This is a genomic window from Allobosea sp. BE125 (assembly GCF_031456075.1).
Lineage (GTDB): Bacteria > Pseudomonadota > Alphaproteobacteria > Rhizobiales > Beijerinckiaceae > Allobosea.
Genome location: NZ_JAVDTY010000012.1, coordinates 48,946 through 67,233 on the forward strand (window position 1 = coordinate 48,946; position 18,288 = coordinate 67,233).

Consider the following 18,288-nt stretch of genomic DNA (forward strand, 5'->3'; position numbering starts at 1 on the left):
CTTGAAAACGCTCTACACCTCCACCGCCGCCCGCTTGGCGATGACGCCATCGAAAGTCGAGCGGATCGCCCGGGCCAATGCGATGCAGGCCCAGCCCTGGAAGATCAATTCCACGGCGAGGAAGGTGCCGAGCACCCAGAGGCTCGATGCCGGCCATCGCAGCAGGATCAGCGCGCCCAGCGCGAGCGACAATAGCCCGGAGACCAGCACCCAGATCCAGACCGGCATCGGCCGCGTCTGGAACGCGACGACGATCCGCAAGACACCCGCCACGACCAGCGCGGCGCCGGCGAACAAGGTCAGCGACACCGTCGCCGCGACCGGATTGACGAAGACCATGGCACCGACGGCGAGATAGAGCAGGCCGATCAGGATATGCATCAGCCGGCTCTTCCAGCCGCCATGCCGGAAGGCGTCGATCAGCATGATCACGCCACCGGCGAAGATCATGGCGCCGAACCAGATCGTGCTGGCAATGCTGAGCAGGCCGACGGCGCCGAGGCCGAGTATGCCAAGGATCACCAGGGCAATGCCGGCTGCGAGCAACCAGGCCCAGTTGCGGCGCAACGGCACCAGATGCGTGCCGAGCGAGGGCGGATGATGCGCAGGTGTCGGGGCTTGCGACATGGCTTCATCTCCGGCGGGAGCTAATGCAAGCTCTCACCCCAAGCGAGAGCCGTCAATATTGCGCAAGCGGCCATATGGAGCAGCCTCCGGCACAGCCAGCTAGAACTGATTGCGAGCTCTCAGCCCAGCCTTGCCGCCACGAGCTTCCTGAGTCCGCGCAGATCCTTGACGAAGCCGCGGATACCCTCGGCCAGCTTCTCCGTGCCCATGGCGTCCTCGTTCATGGCGAAGCGGAAGGCCTTCTCATCGAGGACGATCCTGCTTCCGCCGGGAGCGGCCACCTGCGGCGAGGAGGCCGGGGACAGCTTGCGCGGCAGATCGCCGGTCGCCCCGGCCAATTCGTCGAGCAGGCCGGGCCCGATCGTCAGCCGGTCGCAACCGGCCAGCGCCTCGATCTCACCGGTGTTGCGGAAGGAGGCGCCCATCACCACCGTCTTGATCCCGAACGCCTTGTAATAGGCGTAGATGCTCTTCACCGAGACGACGCCGGGATCGGTCTCGGCCGTGTAGGGACCACCTCCCGCCTTGACGTGCCAGTCGAGGATGCGGCCGACGAAAGGCGAGATCAGGAAGGCTTTTGCGTCCGCGCAGGCGACCGCCTGAGGCAGGGCGAAGAGCAGCGTCAGATTGCAGTCGATGCCCTCGGCCTGCAGCACCTTGGCGGCCTGGATGCCTTCCCAGGTCGAGGCGATCTTGATCAGGATGCGGTCGCGTTCGATGTCGCGCTCCTGATAGGCGGCGATGATGGCGCGCGCCTTGTCGATCGTCGCCTGCGTGTCGAAGGACAGATCGGCGTCGACCTCGGTCGAGACCCGCCCGGGCACGATCTTGGTCAATTCCGCCCCGAAGGTGACGGCGAGCCGGTCGCAGACCGCATGAACAGCCTTCTCGCCACCGCCAGCCTTCTTGCCCCAGCTGATCGCCTCGTCGACGAGATGGGCATAGGCCGGGGTTTCCACCGCCTTCAGGATCAGCGTCGGGTTGGTGGTGCAATCGACGGGCTTCAGCCGGCGGACCGCCTCGATATCGCCGGTGTCGGCGACGACGGTCGTCATCTCGCGGAGCTGGTCGAGCTTGGAAGCGGTCATGATGGTCCTGCTATGGTCCGTATCGAAAGAACACCCGAACCTGCGGCGCTGTTCCCGCGCGGTCAAGCAAGCCGGCGACAGGGCCGGCCTGCGCGGTTGGCGAAGGCTCAGCTCTTGACGGCGCCCGCGGTCAATCCGCCGACCATGTTCTTGCGGAAGCCGTAATAGATCACCGCCGGAGGGATGGCATAGAGCAGGCCCGCCGCCATCAGCAGGTTCCAGGGCGCGTCGTCGGCCGAAAGGAACAGCCCCAGGCCCACGGCGAGCGGAACCGCCTTCTCGTTGGACAACAGCAGGAAGGCGTAGAGATATTCGTTCCAGGCGAGCAGCAGCGCATAGATGCCGATGACCACCATCGAGGGCTTCATCAAAGGCAGATAGACCAGCCGGAAGAGCTGCAGCGAGGTTGCGCCGTCCATGATCGCGGCCTCGTCGAGCTCCTTGGGAAGCTTGTCGGAGGCCTGTTTCAGCACCCAGATCGCATAGGGCGAGGCCAGTGCGACCATGGCCAGGATCAAGGCGGCCTGCGTGTTCAGCAGGCCGTAGGAGCCCATCGCCTTGTACATCGGGATGGCGAGAAAGGCGGCCGGGATCAGATAGGTCGCCAGAGCGAGGTTCATGATCGTGCGCCCGCCCTTGACCTTGAGGCGGGAGATGGCGAAGGCGGCGAAGGTGGCGATGAACAGCGTGAGCAGCCCGGTCGTGATCGCGATGAAGAAGCTGTTGAACATCTGCCGCCAGAAATTCGTCAGATAGTAGTGCTGCTGCTGGAAGACGATCTGGAAATTCTGCAGCGTCGGCTTGGCCGGCCACAATGTGCCCGCCAGCATCGCCTCCTGGCTGGAGATCGAGAGCACGAAGAGGTGGTAGATCGGCAGCAGCGTCCAGATCAGGACGGGAATGGCGATCAGGATCAGCTTTCCCTCGTCGAGAGCCTTTTTCATCATTCGGCTCCCTTCGAGAGACGCTTCACCATGAAATAGACCATCGGCAGGATCAGCGGCATGGCGACGATGATCGAGGCGATGCCGAGATCGAGATTGTTGTTGCGCATATAGCGGATGCCGAGCGTCGAGAGCACGTGGTTCAGATCGCCCGGACCGCCGCCGGTGAGCAGGTAGACGCTGTTGAAGTCGCCCAGCGTCCAGATCATCGAGAGCATGGTCGAGGTGACGTAGAGCGTCGCCAGCGAGGGCCAGGTGATGAATTTGAACTGCTGCCATTTGTTGGCGCCGTCGACGCTGGCGGCCTCATAGAGATCCTGCGCGATGGCGAAGCGCCCGGTGATCAGGATCAACGTCCAGAACGGCAGCGACTTCCAGATATGGACCATGATCGAGCTGGCGAAGGCCAATGTCGGGTCCGTCAGCCAGCCCGGCCCTTCGACGATGCCGAACAGGTGGAAAAGCTGCTGGTTGATCATGCCGTTCTCGGGGTTGAGCATGACCCGGAACGAGAGAATGGTCGGAATCGACGGCACGGCCCAGGGCAGGATGAAGATCACCAGGACGATGCGAACCCAGGCGCGCTGCGCCACGAAGAAACCCGAAAGCCAGAGCGCGATCAGGAATTTCAGGTTCACCGCGATGAACAGGAAGACGATGGTGTTGACCACCGTGCGAATGAAAATCGGGTCGGCGAAGAGCGCGCGATAGGAATTCCAGTTGAGGCCGAGCCAGAGGCCGTAAGCGACGGGGTAGACCACCATCACGAGGAAGACGAGGACATAGGGCGCCAGCATGATCGCGCCCCAGAGCGCGCGGTCGCGGGTATGTCCCGAGACCGCATCGCTGGGTACCGCGACCGGCGCGGCCATCGTGGTCGCTGTCATAACCTACTCCCTCGGTCTCGCCGTCATGTTGGGACGGGTCGGCGCCCCGCGGCTCTTGCGGCCGCAGGGACGCCTTTTCGTTAGGATCGGCGGCGTCAGCCGGCGATCTGCTTGATGCGGGCGATCATCTCGTCCACTGCGACGTCAGGCGCGATCTTGTCCTGAACCACGCGATTCACCGCCTTGGCCCAGACGTTCTCGGCGTTCACGGTCGTGAAGTTGTAGTTATAGACGAATTGGAACGGCACGGTGCCATCCGTGTACTGCTTATGGACGATCGCGCGATGCGGGTCCTTGCCGTCAGTCCAGAACGGGCTCTTGGCGCCCTCGATCGTCGTCGGGAACCAGCGACCGACCGAGCCTTCGACGAAGGGCCGCAGATTTTCGTCCTTGAGCATGAACGCCATGAATTCCTTGGCGCGCTTCTTGTTCTTGGCGTCGGCGAAGATCACGGCCGTCTTCACCGCAGCGAGGTTCGGCATGACGCCGCCATCGGGCTTGAGCGGGAATTCGGCGGTGCGGATGTTGTCTTCGTAGTTCTTCTTGGCCTGGGCGCGCTGCTCGGCGGTGAGCGCAGGGTTGTTCATGTCGTCGAGATGCTTGGCGGCGATCGAGATCGTCGCGTTATGCGTCAGCACGGTCGTGCGGTTGTGGAAGGCGACGTTGTTGTCGGGATCCAGCCAGTTGACCGAGGATGGTGGTGTGCAGCCGCGCTGGAAGATGTTCGCATAGGACTTCACCGCTTCGATCATCGCCGCCTTGTTCTTGGGCTGGTCGAGCACGATCTTGCCGTTCTCGTCGACCACCTGCGCGCCATAGGCGTTGGCGAAGGTCAGGAAGCTGTAGAATGTGTCGGACGCGGCGATGCCCATGGGATGGCCGACGCCGTAGATGCGCTTGCCCTTGGCGCGCAGCGAGCCCTGGACCTTGTCGCACCAGAAGTCCCAATAGCCGTTCCAGCCCTTGGGGATATCGCTTTCCTTGAAGCCGGCTTCCTCCAGCATGTCCTTCCAGTAGGTGATGTGCATCATCTGCTGTTCGACGGGGAAGGCGTAATAGGACTTCTTGCCGGTTTTGTTGTTCATCAGGAAGGTCGTCGCCAGCGCCTGCGGCTGGAACTCGGCCTTCATCGGCTCGATCACGTCGGTGACGTCCTCGAGCTTGCCGTCGAAGGCCCATTTGCCGGTGGTGCGGAAATCGTAGGTCGTGCAGAAGCCGACATCGGGCGGCGTGCCGGCCTCGATGGCGCCGACCGATTTGGTCACGCAATCCTCGGTCGCGTAGAGCGAGAGATCGACCTTGACGCCGGTCGCCTTCTGGAACTTGTCGACGACGGCCAGCAGCGCGTCATCCTCGCCCTTGTAGAAACCCTTGGTGAACCAGACCGTGACGGTCTCTTGCGCGAGCGCCGCCCCGGACCAACCCGCGGCAATCGCCGCGAAGGCCGCACCGGTGACGAGATAACGAACCGATTTCATCGATAACCTCCCATTTAAAACGTTTAATGCCGACGATTTAGGACGTCTTGTCGAGGACACTAGTCGAAAAGCGCTGGGACAAACAAGCCAGTGCAATGCGGGAAATTCGGGCAGTTCACGTCGCCGGCGCGGCGCGGCGGAGGATCGCTGGCACTTTCATGGATATGTCATATAGGGGGCATAACGGCCCTAAGGGACCCTGCCGGGTCGAGGCCCATGGGAGGCGGCGATGCGCGCCAACATCTTGATCGTATTGGCAGCCGCGGGCGCGCTCGCCTCCACGACGGCGCTGGCCGCGGAGGGCAAGCTCGTCCTCTACACCAGCCAACCCAATACCGACGCGCAGCAGACGATCGATGCCTTCAAGGCGCTCTATCCTAAAGTCGAAGTGAGCTTCGTGCGCGACGGCACACCGCGCGTGATGGCGAAGCTGCGTGCCGAGATCGAGGCCGGCAGCCCGCAGGCGGACGTCCTGCTGATCGCCGATTCGGTGACGATGGAAGGCCTGAAGCAGGAGGGCCGGCTGCTCGCGCATGATGCGGCCGATGTCTCCGCCTATCCGGCTGGCATCCACGACCCGCAGAAGATGTGGTTCTCGACCAAGCTGATCACCACCGGCATCGTCTACAACAGCAAGGCTGCGCTGAAGCCGACGAGCTGGGCCGATCTGACGAAGCCCGAGGTCAAGAACCTGCTCGCCATGCCGAGCCCGTTGAATTCGGGCGCCGCGCTGATCCACACCATGACGCTGGCCGGCAATCTGTCTGGCGGCTGGCGCTATTACGAGCAGCTGAGGGACAATGGTGCGCTCGCGGCCGGCGGCAATGGCGACATCCTGCGCCAGGTCGCCACCGGCGAGAAGCTCTACGGGATGATCGTCGACTTCATGCCGATCCGCGAGAAGGCCAAGGGCGCGCCGGTCGAGTTCGTCTTTCCCAGCGAAGGCGTCTCCGCCGTCGGCGAGCCGGTCGCGATCCTGAAATCGACGAAGAACCCGCAAGCCGCGAAGGCCTTCGTCGATTTCCTGATCTCCCGGGAAGGCCAGGCGCTGGCGCTGCGCCAGGGCTATGTCGCGGCCCACCCCGATGTCGCGCTGCCGGCCGGCTATCCGACGCGGGACGCGATCAAATTGATGCCGTTCGACGCCGCCCAGGGGCTTGCCGGCGAGGCCGCGGCGCGCAAGCGCTTCAGCGCGATCTTCGAGTGAGCCCCGCGTGACGCGCACCCCCCCGCCCACGCAATGACGCTCATCGCCCGCCCTGGCTGGCAGCGCGACGCCGCGCGTCCGATCTGGCCGGGCGTGCATCGGCATCTGCGTCTGCCGGAGGGGCTTGGACTGCCAACTGCCGTCACGCTCACCGCCCTGCTGCTCGGCGCCCTGCCCTTCCTGCGGCTCGCCATCGCGGCCCTTGCACCGGGCTGGCAGTTCGCTCCCGAGGCCGCGCTCGAGCAGATCGGCAGCCGCGCGGCGGTCAATGCGACACTCCATACGCTGGAGACAGCGGGCTTCTCCGCGCTCGCAGCCCTGCTGATCGGCGGCGCTGTCGCGCTTGCGCTCAGCGTCACGGATCTGCGCCACAAGCGCCCCCTCGCCTTCTTCTTCGTGTTCTCGATGATGATCGCGCCACAGGTCGCGGCCCTTGCATTCCTGAGCCTGTTCGCGCCGCACTCGCCGATCCTGGGGGTGCTTGGCCTGTCGCCAGCGCCGGGCACGCCAAACCCGCTGCTCGGGCGCGGCGGCATCATCCTCGTCATGGCGCTGCATCATGCGCCGCTGGTCGCTATCACGCTCTGGACCGGCCTGCGCAGCGTGCCGCATTCACTGGTCGAGGCGGCGCAGATGGAAGGCGCGGGACCGGCGACGATCGTCGCGCGCATCCTGCTGCCGGTGCTGCGGCCGCAGATCATCGCCGCCGCGCTGATCGCTTTTGTCGCCGGCATCGGCAATTTCGGCATTCCGGCGCTGCTGGGACTGCCGGTGAACTATCTGACGCTGCCGACGCTGATCTACCGGCGGCTGGCGAGCTTCGGGCCGGCCGGATTGTCCGACGCCGCCGCACTCTCCCTGCTGGTCGCCCTGGTCGCCGGTTGCGGCATCCTGGCGAGCGTGCTGGCGACACGGCGTGCCGGCGGCAAGGTCGAGATCGAACGGCCGCTGCAACCGTTCTGGACGCTCGGGCGCGCACGGCCGCTGGTTGCCGGCGCGCTCTGGACGCTGCTGGCGCTGAAGCTCGGCCTGCCTTTCCTCGCGCTGCTTTGCGAAGCGCTGACGCCGGCGCTCGGCGTCGCGCTGTCCTGGCAGAGCCTGACGCTGGATAAATTCACCGAGGTGCTGCTGCGCCAGGATGTGACGATGCGGGCTTTCCGCAACTCCTTCCTGTTCGCCGGCTCGGCTGCCCTGCTGCTCGCGCTGATCTCGATCGGTTTCGCCTATGCGTTGGAGCGGCGCATGGGCAGGTTCAGGCGCGTCGTCGAGCTCGTCATCGAACTGCCCTATGCCCTGCCCGGCGTCGTGCTCGCCATCGCCTGCATCCTGCTCTTCCTGAAGCCCTTGCCGCTTCTGGGAGTGAGCCTCTATGCCACGCCTTTCATCATCCTCTTCGCCTATCTGGCGCGCTTCCTGCCGCTGGCGCTGAAGGCGCCCGTCGCCGCGATGGCGCAGATCGAGGCGCATCACGAGGAGGCGGCGAAGCTCGACGGCGCGAGCCTCTGGCAGATGCTGCGCTTCATCGTGGCGCCGATCCTGGCTCCGGCGGCAAGCGTCTCGGGCCTGATGGTCTTTCTCGTCGCCTTCAACGAGTTGACCGTCTCGGCGCTGCTTTGGTCCTCGGGCACCGAGACACTCGGCGTCGTGCTGTTCAGCCTGAAGGAGGCGGGGCTCGCCGGCGAGGCCGCCGCGGTCGCGATCAGCGCCTCCCTGATCATTCTCGCGGTGATGTTGGGACTTGACCTGTGCGGCAAGCGCTTGCCGCGGAACGTGCTGCCCTGGCGAATCTGACGGCGCCCCCGACCGTTCCACACGGCCCGAACCGGCCTCGTCCTGTCGAAGCGTTTCAGCGGGTGAAACAAGTGCGGTCGGCAACCACAGGTTAATCCGACCTTTACCCTGGTTGGCCAGTTTCGGCCGGAGCAGGAAAACGCCCTGCTCCCTGGACAACTGACCTGGCATGCCGCCTCGAACCATGACGAGTTGCCAGTACGCGTCGTAAGGATTCTGCGCCGATGAAGTACCGCGCCGCTGTTCGTCACAAATCCGAGCCGGTCGCCGATATGCGCAAGCTTCTCATCGTCGAGGATTCGAAGACCTTCTCGAAGGCGCTGCGCAAGCTCCTCGCCGAGGAGACGGGGCTATCCGTCGTCACCTGCGCGTCGCTGAACGAGCTGCACGAGGTCGTCACTGAAGAGCCCGAGGCGTATGGCATCGCGGTGGTCGACCTGAACCTGCCGGATGCGCCCGACGGCGAAGCGATCGACTTCACGGTCCAACGCGGCATCCCGACCATCGTCTTCACGGGGAGCTTCGACCTGCAGACGCGCAGCCGGATCATGGAGCGCGACGTCATCGACTATGTCCTGAAGAACAACGAGTTCGCGCTGGACACGCTGGTCACCGCGGTCAAGCGCGCCTTGTCCAACCGCGAGATGCGCATCCTCGTCGTCGACGACCTGACGACTGCGCGCAAGCACCTCGCCAGGATGCTGGCGGTGCAGCAGTATTCGGTCATCGAGGCAGGATCCGGCGCGGAGGCCTTGTCGCTGATCGAGGCCAATCCCGACATCCAGATCGTCGTTTCCGACTATAATATGCCGGATATCAACGGATACGAGCTGACGCGCAAAATCCGCCGCATGGTCGGACCGGACAAGCTGCGCGTGATCGGGGTTTCGTCCACGACCGACATCGCCGTCTCCGCCGGTTTCCTGAAAGCCGGAGCCAACGACTTCATTTCGCGGCCGTTCATGCCTGAAGAGCTGCAATGCCGGATCGCAAACAATGCGGACACGCTCCTGCAGCTGAAACAGCTGCAGGAGCTGGCGTCCCGCGACTATCTCACCGGGCTCTTCAACCGCCGGCATTTCTTCGAGAACGGCCCGAAGCTCATCAAGACCGTGCAGGCACGTCCCTCGAGCGCGGTCGCGGTTCTCGATATCGACCACTTCAAGCAGCTCAACGACACACAGGGCCATGACGTCGGTGATCGGATGCTCGAACTGGTCGCCCGTTACCTGAAGGATGCAGTCGAAGGCACCGGCAACCTGCTTGCCCGCCTCGGCGGCGAGGAGTTCGTCATCCTGTTTCCCGGAATGAGTGCAGCCGCCGCGATGCGCTTCAGCGATCATCTCCGGCTGGATATCTCGCACGCAACCTTGCAGATCGGGGCCGAGACGATCTCCGTCACGGCCTCGATCGGCGTTGCGGAGGCCGATCCGGCGGAGAGCTTCGATCATTGCCTGCGCAGCGCAGACCAGGCGCTCTACGCGGCAAAACAGCAAGGCCGGAACCGGGTCTGCCTTGCCGCCAGCTGACGCCTCCGCCCGGGGAAAACGCGACTCTAGAGCGGTTTCCGATCCAATTGGATCGTTCAACAGCTCCTGCTTTTTGTTTTAGCGCGTTTTCTTCACGCGAACCGGTGTCCACTTCGCTCGAAAACGCTTCATCCCTCGACCAACGCGGGCCGCGGTGCCGCCGCGGCGGGTTGTTCGCCCATCAACAGGGCGCGGCTCGCCTTCGCCTCGCGCACGACGAAATCGACGATGGCGCGCACGCGGGCGACATCCTTCAGATCGGCATGGACCAGCAGCCAGAAGGAGCGCGTGATCGAGACGGTTTCGGGCAGGACCGGCACGAGGCGCGGCTCGCCCTCGGCCATGAAATGGTGGATCACGCCGATGCCGGCTCCGGCGACGACCGCGTTCATCTGCGCCAGCACGCTCGAACTCTGGACCTGGGCGCGCAGGCCCTTGGCGACTTCGTCGAGATAATCGAGCTCGGGCGTGAAGATGAGGTCATCGATATAGCCGACGATGCGGTGATCGAAGAGGTCTTCCGGCTTCTCGACCTTCGGCATCGCGTCGAGATACTCCCGCGCGGCATAAAGCCCGAGCCGGTAGTCGGAGAGCTTGCGCGCAACGACCTTGCCCTCCTTGGGCGGGGCGAGCGTGATCGCGACGTCAGCCTCGCGCTTCGACAGCGAAAGCAGGCGCGGCATGGCGATGAGCTGGATCTCGAGGCCAGGATAGGCGCCCGCCAGCTTGGCCAGGCGTGGCGCCAGAAAGGTGGTGCCGAAGCCGTCGGGCGCGCCGATCCGGACCGTGCCGGCGAGCGCCATGTCGGCGCCGCCGATATCGCTCTGGATCGCCAGCGCCTCGGTCTCCATGCTCTCGGCCTTGGCCAGGAGCCGCTCGCCATGGGCCGTGAGCGTATAGCCCTGCGGCCGGCGCTCGAAGAGCTTGGCCTTGAGCGCTTCCTCCAGCGAGGTGATGCGGCGCGAGACCGTGGCGTGGTCGGCCCCGAGCCGGCGCGCCGCCGCCGTCAAACGGCCCGAGCGCGCGACCGCCAGGAAGAAGCGCAGGTCATCCCAGTCGAACCGCTCCAAAGGCGCTCTCCCCGATATTCGCTTTTCCGCACGACATCCTATCCATCGCCGCTATAGCCGTGCGCAAACGAGAATGGTAGGGGTGACGCCGGTCTCAGGACATCACCATTCGTAGGGAGGGCGCGATGCGTCAGGTTGGGCATTTCATCGGCGGCAAGCATGTCGCGGGCACCTCGGGCCGCACTGCCGACATCTATCAGCCCATGGACGGAAGCGTCATCGGCCAGGTCGCGCTGGCCTCGGCCGCCGAAATGCGCGCCGCGGTCGAGAACGCCGCCGCCGCCCAGCCGAAATGGGCCGCGGTCAACCCGCAGCGCCGCGCCCGCGTGCTGATGAAGTTCCTCGACCTGATCGCGCAGAATAATGACGAGCTCGCCGAACTGCTCGCCCGTGAGCACGGCAAGACCATTCCCGACGCCAAGGGCGACATCCAGCGCGGCGTCGAGGTGGTGGAATTCTCGCTCGGCGTGCCCAACCTGATGAAGGGCGAGTTCACCGACGGCGCCGGCCCCGGCATCGACATCTATTCGCTGCGCCAGGCGCTGGGCGTCTGCGCCGGCATCACGCCGTTCAACTTCCCGGCGATGATCCCGCTCTGGAAGCTCGGCCCCGCGATCGCCTGCGGCAATGCCTTCATCCTGAAGCCCTCCGAGCGCGACCCCGGCGTGCCGATGCGGCTGGCCGAGCTCTTCATCGAGGCGGGCGGGCCTCCCGGCATCCTCAATGTCGTCAACGGCGACAAGGTCGCGGTCGACGCGATCCTCGACGACCCCGACATCAAGGCGGTCGGCTTCGTCGGCTCGACCCCGATCGCGGAATACATCTACGCCCGCGGCTGTGCGGCCGGTAAGCGGGTGCAGTGCTTCGGCGGCGCCAAGAACCACATGGTCATCATGCCCGACGCCGACATGGACCAGGCCGTCGATGCGCTGATCGGCGCCGGCTACGGCTCGGCCGGCGAGCGCTGCATGGCGATCTCGGTTGCGGTTCCCGTCGGCAAGGCCACCGCCGACGAGCTGGTGAAGCGCCTCATTCCGCGCGTCGAGAGCCTCAAGATCGGCCCCTCGACCGACACCGCCGCCGATTACGGCCCGGTCGTCACCAAGGCGGCGATGGAGAAGATCAAGGCCTATGTCGATGTCGGCATCGAAGAGGGCGCCAGCCTCGTCGTCGACGGGCGCGACTTCAAGATGCAGGGCTATGAGAACGGCTTCTATGTCGGCGGCTGCCTGTTCGACAACGTCACCAAGGACATGCGCATCTACAAGGAGGAAATCTTCGGACCCGTCCTTTCCGTGCTGCGCGCCGAGACCTATGACGAGGCGCTGAAGCTGACCAACGACCACGAATACGGCAACGGCACCGCGATCTTCACCCGTGACGGTGATGCGGCGCGCGACTTCGCCTCCAAGGTCCAGGTCGGCATGGTCGGCATCAACGTGCCGATCCCGGTGCCGCTGGCCTATTACACCTTCGGCGGCTGGAAGCGCTCCTCCTTCGGCGATCTCAACCAGCACGGCCCGGACTCGATCCGCTTCTACACCAAGACCAAGACCGTGACGGCGCGCTGGCCCAGCGGTATCAAGGACGGGGCGAGCTTCGTCATTCCGACGATGAGCTGAGCGGGCGCGCGGAGGCGGCGATGACGCGATTGCCACGGGTTCAGACGATGATGGTCGTCTTCCTGTGCTGCGCGCCTGACGCCATGGCACAGCCGGACTTCGATGGTCCGGCAGTCGTCGCCTCCGATGCAAGCCGCTGCACTCCGGACAGGACCGCCCAGGCACCGCTGAGCGAGCCCGAGACCGGCGCCTGCCGCAGGCTCTGGCAGGACGCCGTCGCGATTTCGCGCCAGCGCGCGCTGCTCGCGCAAATGCGGGCGCAGCGCGAACGGGCTGAGATGCTCGAGGCCGCCCGCCTGCTCGCAACGCGCGGCGCCGTGGCGAAGCGGCCACCGGCCACGATCGAAACCTTCCTCGGTGACGGCCAGCTCGCCTATGGCGATGTCGTCGTCATCGAGGGCGGTCCGCGGGTCTTCGTCGGCCGCCCCGGCGAAAGCCCCGACATCAGGGATTTTGTCTCCCTGGCCTCACCGCGCTCTCCGCATAGGGCGCGCGCGGCGCAATATGAAGGCGCGCTTCCCGAACGCAGGAGCCTGCAGTCCGGAGAAGCGCTACGGAAACCGCCCAGCCGCCAGGAGCGCCAGCCTTGACGCCGTTCTCGCTCACCGAAGACCAGATCGCCATCCAGGAGATGGCGCTTGGCTTCGCCGCCGACACGCTGGCCCCCAACGCCATGCGCTGGGACGAGGAAAAGCATTTCCCGGTGGAGGAAATGCGCGCCGCCGCGGCGCTCGGCATGGGCGGCATCTACATCAATGAGGATGTCGGCGGCTCCGGCCTCTCACGGCTGGATGCCGCGCTGATCTTCGAGGCGCTCTCGACGGGCTGCCCGACGGTCGCGGCCTTCATCTCGATCCACAATATGTGCGCCTGGATGATCGACCGCTACGGCTCCGACGAACAGCGCAAGAGCTTCCTGCCGAAGCTGTGCACGATGGAGCATCTGGCGAGCTATTGCCTGACCGAGCCCGGCGCCGGTTCGGACGCAGCCGCGCTGAAGACCAAGGCGGTTCGAGACGGCGATCATTACGTCCTCGACGGGCAGAAGCAGTTCATCTCGGGCGCCGGCGTCTCCGACATCTATGTCGTGATGGTGCGCACCGGCGAGGCCGGCCCCTCGGGCATCTCGACCGTGATCGTCGAGAAGGGCACGCCCGGCCTCTCCTTCGGGGCCAATGAGAAGAAGATGGGCTGGAACGCGCAGCCGACGCGGGCCGTGATCTTCGAGAATTGCCGTATTCCCGTCGCCAACCGGATCGGGCCGGAAGGCATCGGCTTCAAGATCGCAATGGCCGGGCTCGATGGCGGCCGGCTCAATATCGGCGCCTGCTCGATCGGCGGGGCGCAAGGCGCGCTCGACAAGGCGCTGGCCTACGCGCAGGAGCGCAAGGCCTTCGGTTCCCGCATCGCCGATTTCCAGGCGCTGCAGTTCAAGCTCGCCGACATGGCGACCGAGCTGGAAGCAGCGCGGTCCTTCCTCTGGCGTGCGGCGGCCTCGCTCGACGCCAAGACACCGGATGCGACGAAACTCTGCGCCATGGCCAAGCGGGTCGCCACCGACACCGGCTTCGAGGTCGCCAACCAGGCGCTGCAGATCCATGGCGGCTATGGCTATCTCGCCGATTACGGCATCGAGAAGATCGTGCGCGACCTCAGAGTCCACCAGATCCTCGAAGGCACCAATGAGGTGATGCGGATGATCGTCGCGCGCGGACTGGTCGGGCGCGCGAAGGGGAATTGAGCCTATGCGGCTAGCGGCCTCACGCGCTTCTCGATCACGCGGCCGGACACCAGCCGCGCGACGCGCAAATCATAGTCGCTCTGCAGTGCCATCCACATCTCCGGCGACGTTCCAAAAAACTGCGCCAGGCGCAGGGCGGTGTCGGCGGTGATGGCGCGCTCGCCCTTGACGATGCCGGCGATGCGGCTGACCGGCACGTCGATATCGCGCGCGAGCCGATTCTGGCTGACGCCAAGCGGCCTCATGAACTCTTCGAGCAGAACCTCGCCGGGCGGGATCGGCGCGAGTATGGCCTCGTCCGCTCCCATCGCGTGTGGCGAGAGCGAGAGGGTGGCCAAGGGTTCAGTGATAGTCGACGATCTCGACGTCATGCGCCTCGCCCTCCTTCCAGATGAAGCAGATCCGCCATTGATCGTTGACGCGGATCGAGTGCTGCCCTGCCCGATCGCCACGCAACGCCTCCAGCCGGTTTCCCGGCGGCACGCGCAGGTCATCAAGTCTGGCAGCGACATGCAGCAGCAACAGTCTACGCCGGATCGCGCGCTCGATCGCGGCGAAACGCCGGACAGGCCTGTCGTGAAACAGGAGCTCGGCTTCCTTGTGAGCAAACGATCGGATCACGGCGTCGGAAAAATATTCCGCGTCGCGTATTCCGTCAAGCAGAATGAAAGGGCACAACCATGACCAGCATCGCCTTCATCGGCCTCGGCAATATGGGCGGACCCATGGCCGGCAATCTCGTCAAGGCGGGGCATACGGTCAGCGCCTTCGATCTGGCACAGAACTCCAAGGACGCCGCCGCCGAGCTCGGCGTCGGGATCGCCGGTTCGGCCAAGGAGGCGGTCGCGGAGGCCGACATCGTCGTCACCATGCTGCCGGCCGGCAAGCATGTGCTCTCCGTCTGGGCGGATATCCTGCCCTCGGTGAAGCCGGGCGCGCTGCTGATCGATTCCTCGACCATCGATGTCGAGAGTGCCCGCAAGGCGCATGCGCTGGCGGCCGAGCGCGGCTGCCTCTCGCTCGACGCGCCGGTCTCGGGCGGCGTCGGCGGGGCCAAGGGCGCGACGCTGACCTTCATGGTCGGCGGCGCGGACGAGGCTTTCGCGCTGGGTGAACCCATCCTCAAGGCGATGGGCCGGCGCATCGTGCATTGCGGCGACGCCGGCAACGGACAGGCCGCCAAGATCTGCAACAACATGATCCTGGGCATCTCGATGATCGGCGTCTCCGAGGCCTTCGTGCTGGCCGAGAAGCTCGGGCTTTCGCATCAGGCGCTGTTCGATGTCGCCTCGACCTCCTCGGGCCAGTGCTGGTCGTTGACGACCTATTGCCCGGTGCCGGGCCCGGTGCCGACCTCGCCCGCCAACAATGAGTACAAGCCCGGCTTCGCCTCGGCCCTGATGCTGAAGGATCTGAAACTCTCGCAGGAAGCCGCACAGGCAGCCGGCGCTTCGACGCCGCTCGGGGCAGCCGCCGCACAGCTCTACGGCATCCACAATGCCTGGGGCGAAGGCGGCGCGGATTTCTCGGCCATCATCCATCTGCTGCGGGGACGCAACCTTTCGTGAAGCGCACAACCTTTCGTGAAGCGCACATGCTTTCGTGAAGCATGCTTGCGCGGCCCCGTGACGAGCAGCTAGGACGGAAGCCATGAACGATGCTTCCAACCGCCGCGAACGCTCGGCCCAGACCGGCTTCGCCACCAGCAATCTCGATCGCCGGGCTGATCTGCGCGACAAGCCCGATGCGATCGCGGCCCTGCGCCATCGCTCCGATACACGGCTGACCGTGCTCGCGGGCGAGACGCCGGTGCTGAAGCGGCTCGAGGGCGAGGCCCTGTCCGTCTGGTTCAGCCATGGCGAGACCGAATTGCTCGGCGCCGGGCTGGAGGAGGCCTTTCTCGGGCTCGACCCCGACGGCGCACCGCGCTTCGCGCGGTTGATCGACAAGGCGCTGGCCGAGCCCTTGCGCGAACGGCCTGAAGTGCTGCTGACCGATCTGCGCTCGGTCGCGCTGAAGCGGCTCGTGGCCGCCCATGAGCTCGGCCCGCTCGGCGAGGGCAAGGCACTGCTCGACTGGCATGCGCGCCACCGCTTCTGCGCACAATGCGGCGGCCCGAGCGAGCTCGGCTCGGCCGGCTGGAAGCGGCACTGCACGGCTTGCGGCGCGCAGCATTTTCCGCGCACCGACCCGGTCGTGATCATGCTCGCCACGCGCGGCGACAAATGCCTGCTGGCGCGGCAGGCCCGCTTCGCGCCGGGCATGTATTCCTGCATCGCCGGTTTCATCGAGCCGGGCGAGACCTTCGAGGACGCGGTGCGCCGCGAGACCTGGGAGGAGGCGGGCCTGCGCACCGGCACGGTGCGCTACATCGCCTCGCAGCCCTGGCCATTTCCCGGCTCGCTGATGATCGGCTGCCTGGTCGAGGCGCTCAACGACGACATCGTGCTCGACGGCATGGAGCTGGAGGCCGGGCGCTGGTTCTCGCGGGCGGAGGCTCTGCAGATGCTGGAAGGCAATCATCCCGAAGGCTTCACCAGCCCCCAGCATCTGGCGATCGCCAACACGATCCTGAGGGCCTGGGCCGTGGAGGGCGAAGAGGTGAATGGCGAATAGCGAGTGGCGAATGCGTTGCGCGCCCTATTCGCCGCTCGCTATTCGCCGTTCGCCTTCTTACTCGCCCGCCTCGGCAAAACTCTCCCGGAAGGCATGCGCCGGGTAGACGCCCAGGATCTTCATCTCCTTCGAGAAATACTCCAGCTCCTGCAACGCCCGCTTCAGATGCGGATCGTCCGGATGGCCCTCGACATCGAGGTAGAACATCGTCGCGGAGAAATGCCCATCGACCATATAGCTCTCGAGCTTGGTCATGTTGATGCCGTTCGTCGCGAAACCGCCGAGCGCCTTGTAGAGCGCAGCCGGAATATTGCGGACGCGGAAGACCAGGGTCGTCACCGTCTTCCCCGGGCCCTGGCGGGCGAATTCCGGATATTTCGACAGGATCACGAAGCGCGTGGTGTTGTGCTTCTCGTCCTCGATGTCCTCCATCAGGATATCGAGCCCGTAAACCTCCGCGGCGATGCGCGGCGAGATCGCGGCACGGGTCAGGTCGCCGGCCTCGGCGACCTGCCGGGCGGACCCCGCCGTATCGGCCGCGACCTCGGCCTTAAGGCCGAGCTTGCGGATCATCTTGCGGCACTGGCCGAGCGCGTGAATATGGCTCTGCACCGTCTTCAGCGTGGCCAGCGTCGCGCCCTTCAGCGCCATCAGATGGAAGCGGATCGGCAGGAAGTGCTCGCCGATGATATGCAGCCCCGAACGCGGCAGCAGATGGTGGATGTCGGCGACGCGACCGGCGATCGAATTATCGATCGGGATCATGCCGTAGCGCGCCGTGCCGTCGCTGACCGCCGCCAACGCGTCCTCGAAGGTCGCGCAAGGCAGCAATTCGCAATCGGGGAAGGCCTGCAGGGCCGCCTGCGACGAGAAGGCGCCGGGTTCGCCCTGATAGGACACGATGACAGGCATGAAACTCTAGGCTCCGGCGCGGGCTGACAGGATCGCGCGGGCGCGGTCCAGATCATGGGGGGTATCGACGCCGAGCGGCACGTCGTCAACGACGATGATGTCGATGCGCATGCCGTCCTCGATGGCGCGCAATTGCTCCAACCGCTCGCGCCTCTCGAGCGGCGAGGGTGGCAGCGAGACGAAGCGGTCAAGCGCTTTGCGGCGATAGGTGTAGAGGCCGATGTGGTGATAGAGCGGCCCCTCCCCGCCAGGCGCGGTGACGCGGGTAAAGTAGAGCGCGCGCATGCGCCCGGGCGAGATTTCACTGCCGATCGCCTTGACGACGCTGGGCTCGGTCTTCTCGTCCTCGCGCGTGATGATCGCGGCGAGCGTCACGATATCCACAGCCGAATCCGAGAGCGGCCCGACCGAAGCCGCGATCACACGCGGATCGATGGTGGGCAGGTCGCCCTGAACGTTCACGATGACATCGTGCCGCCCCTGGGGATCGAGGATGTCGGCCGCCTCCTTGATCCGGTCCGAGCCCGAGGGATGATCGTCGCGGGTCAGCACAGCGCGGCCGCCGGCCTTCTCGATCACGTCGACGATGCGCGCCTCGTCGGTCGCAACCGCGACCGGGCCGATACCGGCCTCCATGGCCCGGCGCCAGACATGCACGATCATCGCCTCGCCATGGATATCGGCCAGCGGCTTGCCGGGCAGGCGCGTCGCGGTCATGCGAGCGGGAATCAGGATCAGGGGGTCGGACATCGCGGCAGGCTCGGCTGGGCCGTAGG

The 18,288-nt window shown here is 65.5% G+C and carries 18 protein-coding genes; 8 read left to right on the forward strand and 10 right to left on the reverse strand.

The window, feature by feature from the left end; genetic code table 11:
• Positions 1-12 precede the first annotated feature (12 nt).
• The 5 genes from J2Y55_RS23540 to J2Y55_RS23560 form a co-directional block, all read right to left on the reverse strand.
• A complete protein-coding gene (locus J2Y55_RS23540; protein ID WP_310158448.1) occupies positions 13-627 on the reverse strand; it encodes an HdeD family acid-resistance protein in 615 nt (204 codons plus the stop codon).
• 119 nt (positions 628-746) lie between these two features.
• Complete coding sequence (gene tal, locus J2Y55_RS23545; RefSeq protein WP_310158449.1) at positions 747-1,715, reverse strand: transaldolase; 969 nt, start codon at positions 1,713-1,715, stop codon at positions 747-749.
• 107 nt (positions 1,716-1,822) lie between these two features.
• Complete coding sequence (locus tag J2Y55_RS23550; protein WP_092171387.1) at positions 1,823-2,659, reverse strand: carbohydrate ABC transporter permease; 837 nt, start codon at positions 2,657-2,659, stop codon at positions 1,823-1,825.
• On the reverse strand, positions 2,659-3,531 hold the full coding sequence (locus tag J2Y55_RS23555; protein WP_310158678.1) for a carbohydrate ABC transporter permease: 873 nt from the start codon (positions 3,529-3,531) through the stop codon (positions 2,659-2,661). Before J2Y55_RS23555 ends, J2Y55_RS23550 begins: the two co-directional genes overlap by 1 nt.
• Before the next feature lie 110 nt (positions 3,532-3,641).
• The gene (locus J2Y55_RS23560) at positions 3,642-5,024 is read right to left on the reverse strand and encodes an ABC transporter substrate-binding protein (protein ID WP_310158450.1); all 1,383 of its coding nucleotides are present in this window, start codon (positions 5,022-5,024) and stop codon (positions 3,642-3,644) included.
• Positions 5,025-5,253: 229 nt separating this feature from the next.
• On the opposite strand from J2Y55_RS23560, the gene J2Y55_RS23565 reads away from it, so the two are divergent.
• From J2Y55_RS23565 to J2Y55_RS23575, 3 genes are all read left to right on the forward strand, one after another.
• Positions 5,254-6,231, forward strand: coding sequence for an ABC transporter substrate-binding protein (locus J2Y55_RS23565; RefSeq protein ID WP_310158451.1), 978 nt, complete (start codon positions 5,254-5,256; stop codon positions 6,229-6,231).
• Between the two features lie 33 nt (positions 6,232-6,264).
• Positions 6,265-8,022: an ABC transporter permease gene (locus J2Y55_RS23570; RefSeq protein WP_310158452.1), complete on the forward strand. Its 1,758-nt coding sequence runs from the start codon at positions 6,265-6,267 to the stop codon at positions 8,020-8,022.
• 224 nt (positions 8,023-8,246) lie between these two features.
• Positions 8,247-9,551 (forward strand): diguanylate cyclase, encoded by a 1,305-nt coding sequence (locus J2Y55_RS23575; RefSeq protein WP_310158454.1) that lies wholly within the window; start codon positions 8,247-8,249, stop codon positions 9,549-9,551.
• 128 nt (positions 9,552-9,679) lie between these two features.
• Here the strand turns inward: J2Y55_RS23575 and J2Y55_RS23580 are convergent, their stop codons facing one another.
• Positions 9,680-10,621, reverse strand: coding sequence for a LysR family transcriptional regulator (locus J2Y55_RS23580; RefSeq protein ID WP_310158456.1), 942 nt, complete (start codon positions 10,619-10,621; stop codon positions 9,680-9,682).
• A 125-nt stretch (positions 10,622-10,746) separates the two neighbouring features.
• Here J2Y55_RS23580 and J2Y55_RS23585 point away from each other — a divergent pair, with 125 nt between their 5' ends.
• Genes J2Y55_RS23585 through J2Y55_RS23595 form a run of 3 tightly spaced genes read left to right on the forward strand, consistent with a single transcriptional unit; the run spans position 10,747 to position 13,984 of the window.
• Positions 10,747-12,243: a CoA-acylating methylmalonate-semialdehyde dehydrogenase gene (locus J2Y55_RS23585; protein WP_310158457.1), complete on the forward strand. Its 1,497-nt coding sequence runs from the start codon at positions 10,747-10,749 to the stop codon at positions 12,241-12,243.
• Positions 12,244-12,263: 20 nt separating this feature from the next.
• A complete protein-coding gene (locus tag J2Y55_RS23590) occupies positions 12,264-12,833 on the forward strand; it encodes a hypothetical protein (RefSeq protein ID WP_310158458.1) in 570 nt (189 codons plus the stop codon).
• The gene (locus J2Y55_RS23595; protein ID WP_310158460.1) at positions 12,830-13,984 is read left to right on the forward strand and encodes an isobutyryl-CoA dehydrogenase; all 1,155 of its coding nucleotides are present in this window, start codon (positions 12,830-12,832) and stop codon (positions 13,982-13,984) included. Before J2Y55_RS23590 ends, J2Y55_RS23595 begins: the two co-directional genes overlap by 4 nt.
• Before the next feature lie 2 nt (positions 13,985-13,986).
• Here J2Y55_RS23595 and J2Y55_RS23600 read toward each other — a convergent pair whose 3' ends face one another.
• Both J2Y55_RS23600 and J2Y55_RS23605 read right to left on the reverse strand, forming a co-directional pair.
• Positions 13,987-14,355, reverse strand: a complete 369-nt coding sequence (locus J2Y55_RS23600; protein ID WP_404979019.1) for a HigA family addiction module antitoxin — start codon at positions 14,353-14,355, stop codon at positions 13,987-13,989.
• On the reverse strand, positions 14,327-14,605 hold the full coding sequence (locus J2Y55_RS23605) for a type II toxin-antitoxin system RelE/ParE family toxin (protein ID WP_310158462.1): 279 nt from the start codon (positions 14,603-14,605) through the stop codon (positions 14,327-14,329). Before J2Y55_RS23605 ends, J2Y55_RS23600 begins: the two co-directional genes overlap by 29 nt.
• A 59-nt stretch (positions 14,606-14,664) precedes the next feature.
• Between J2Y55_RS23605 and mmsB the strand changes: the two genes are divergently transcribed.
• Positions 14,665-15,552, forward strand: a complete 888-nt coding sequence (gene mmsB, locus J2Y55_RS23610) for a 3-hydroxyisobutyrate dehydrogenase (protein ID WP_310158464.1) — start codon at positions 14,665-14,667, stop codon at positions 15,550-15,552.
• 82 nt (positions 15,553-15,634) lie between these two features.
• Positions 15,635-16,600, forward strand: a complete 966-nt coding sequence (gene nudC, locus J2Y55_RS23615; RefSeq protein WP_310158465.1) for an NAD(+) diphosphatase — start codon at positions 15,635-15,637, stop codon at positions 16,598-16,600.
• Positions 16,601-16,657: 57 nt separating this feature from the next.
• Here the strand turns inward: nudC and J2Y55_RS23620 are convergent, their stop codons facing one another.
• Together J2Y55_RS23620 and J2Y55_RS23625 are read right to left on the reverse strand one after the other, a co-directional pair.
• Positions 16,658-17,512 (reverse strand): prephenate dehydratase, encoded by an 855-nt coding sequence (locus J2Y55_RS23620; protein WP_310158466.1) that lies wholly within the window; start codon positions 17,510-17,512, stop codon positions 16,658-16,660.
• Positions 17,513-17,518: 6 nt separating this feature from the next.
• Positions 17,519-18,262, reverse strand: coding sequence for a 3-deoxy-manno-octulosonate cytidylyltransferase (locus J2Y55_RS23625; RefSeq protein WP_310158468.1), 744 nt, complete (start codon positions 18,260-18,262; stop codon positions 17,519-17,521).
• Between the last annotated feature and the right edge of the window lie 26 nt (positions 18,263-18,288).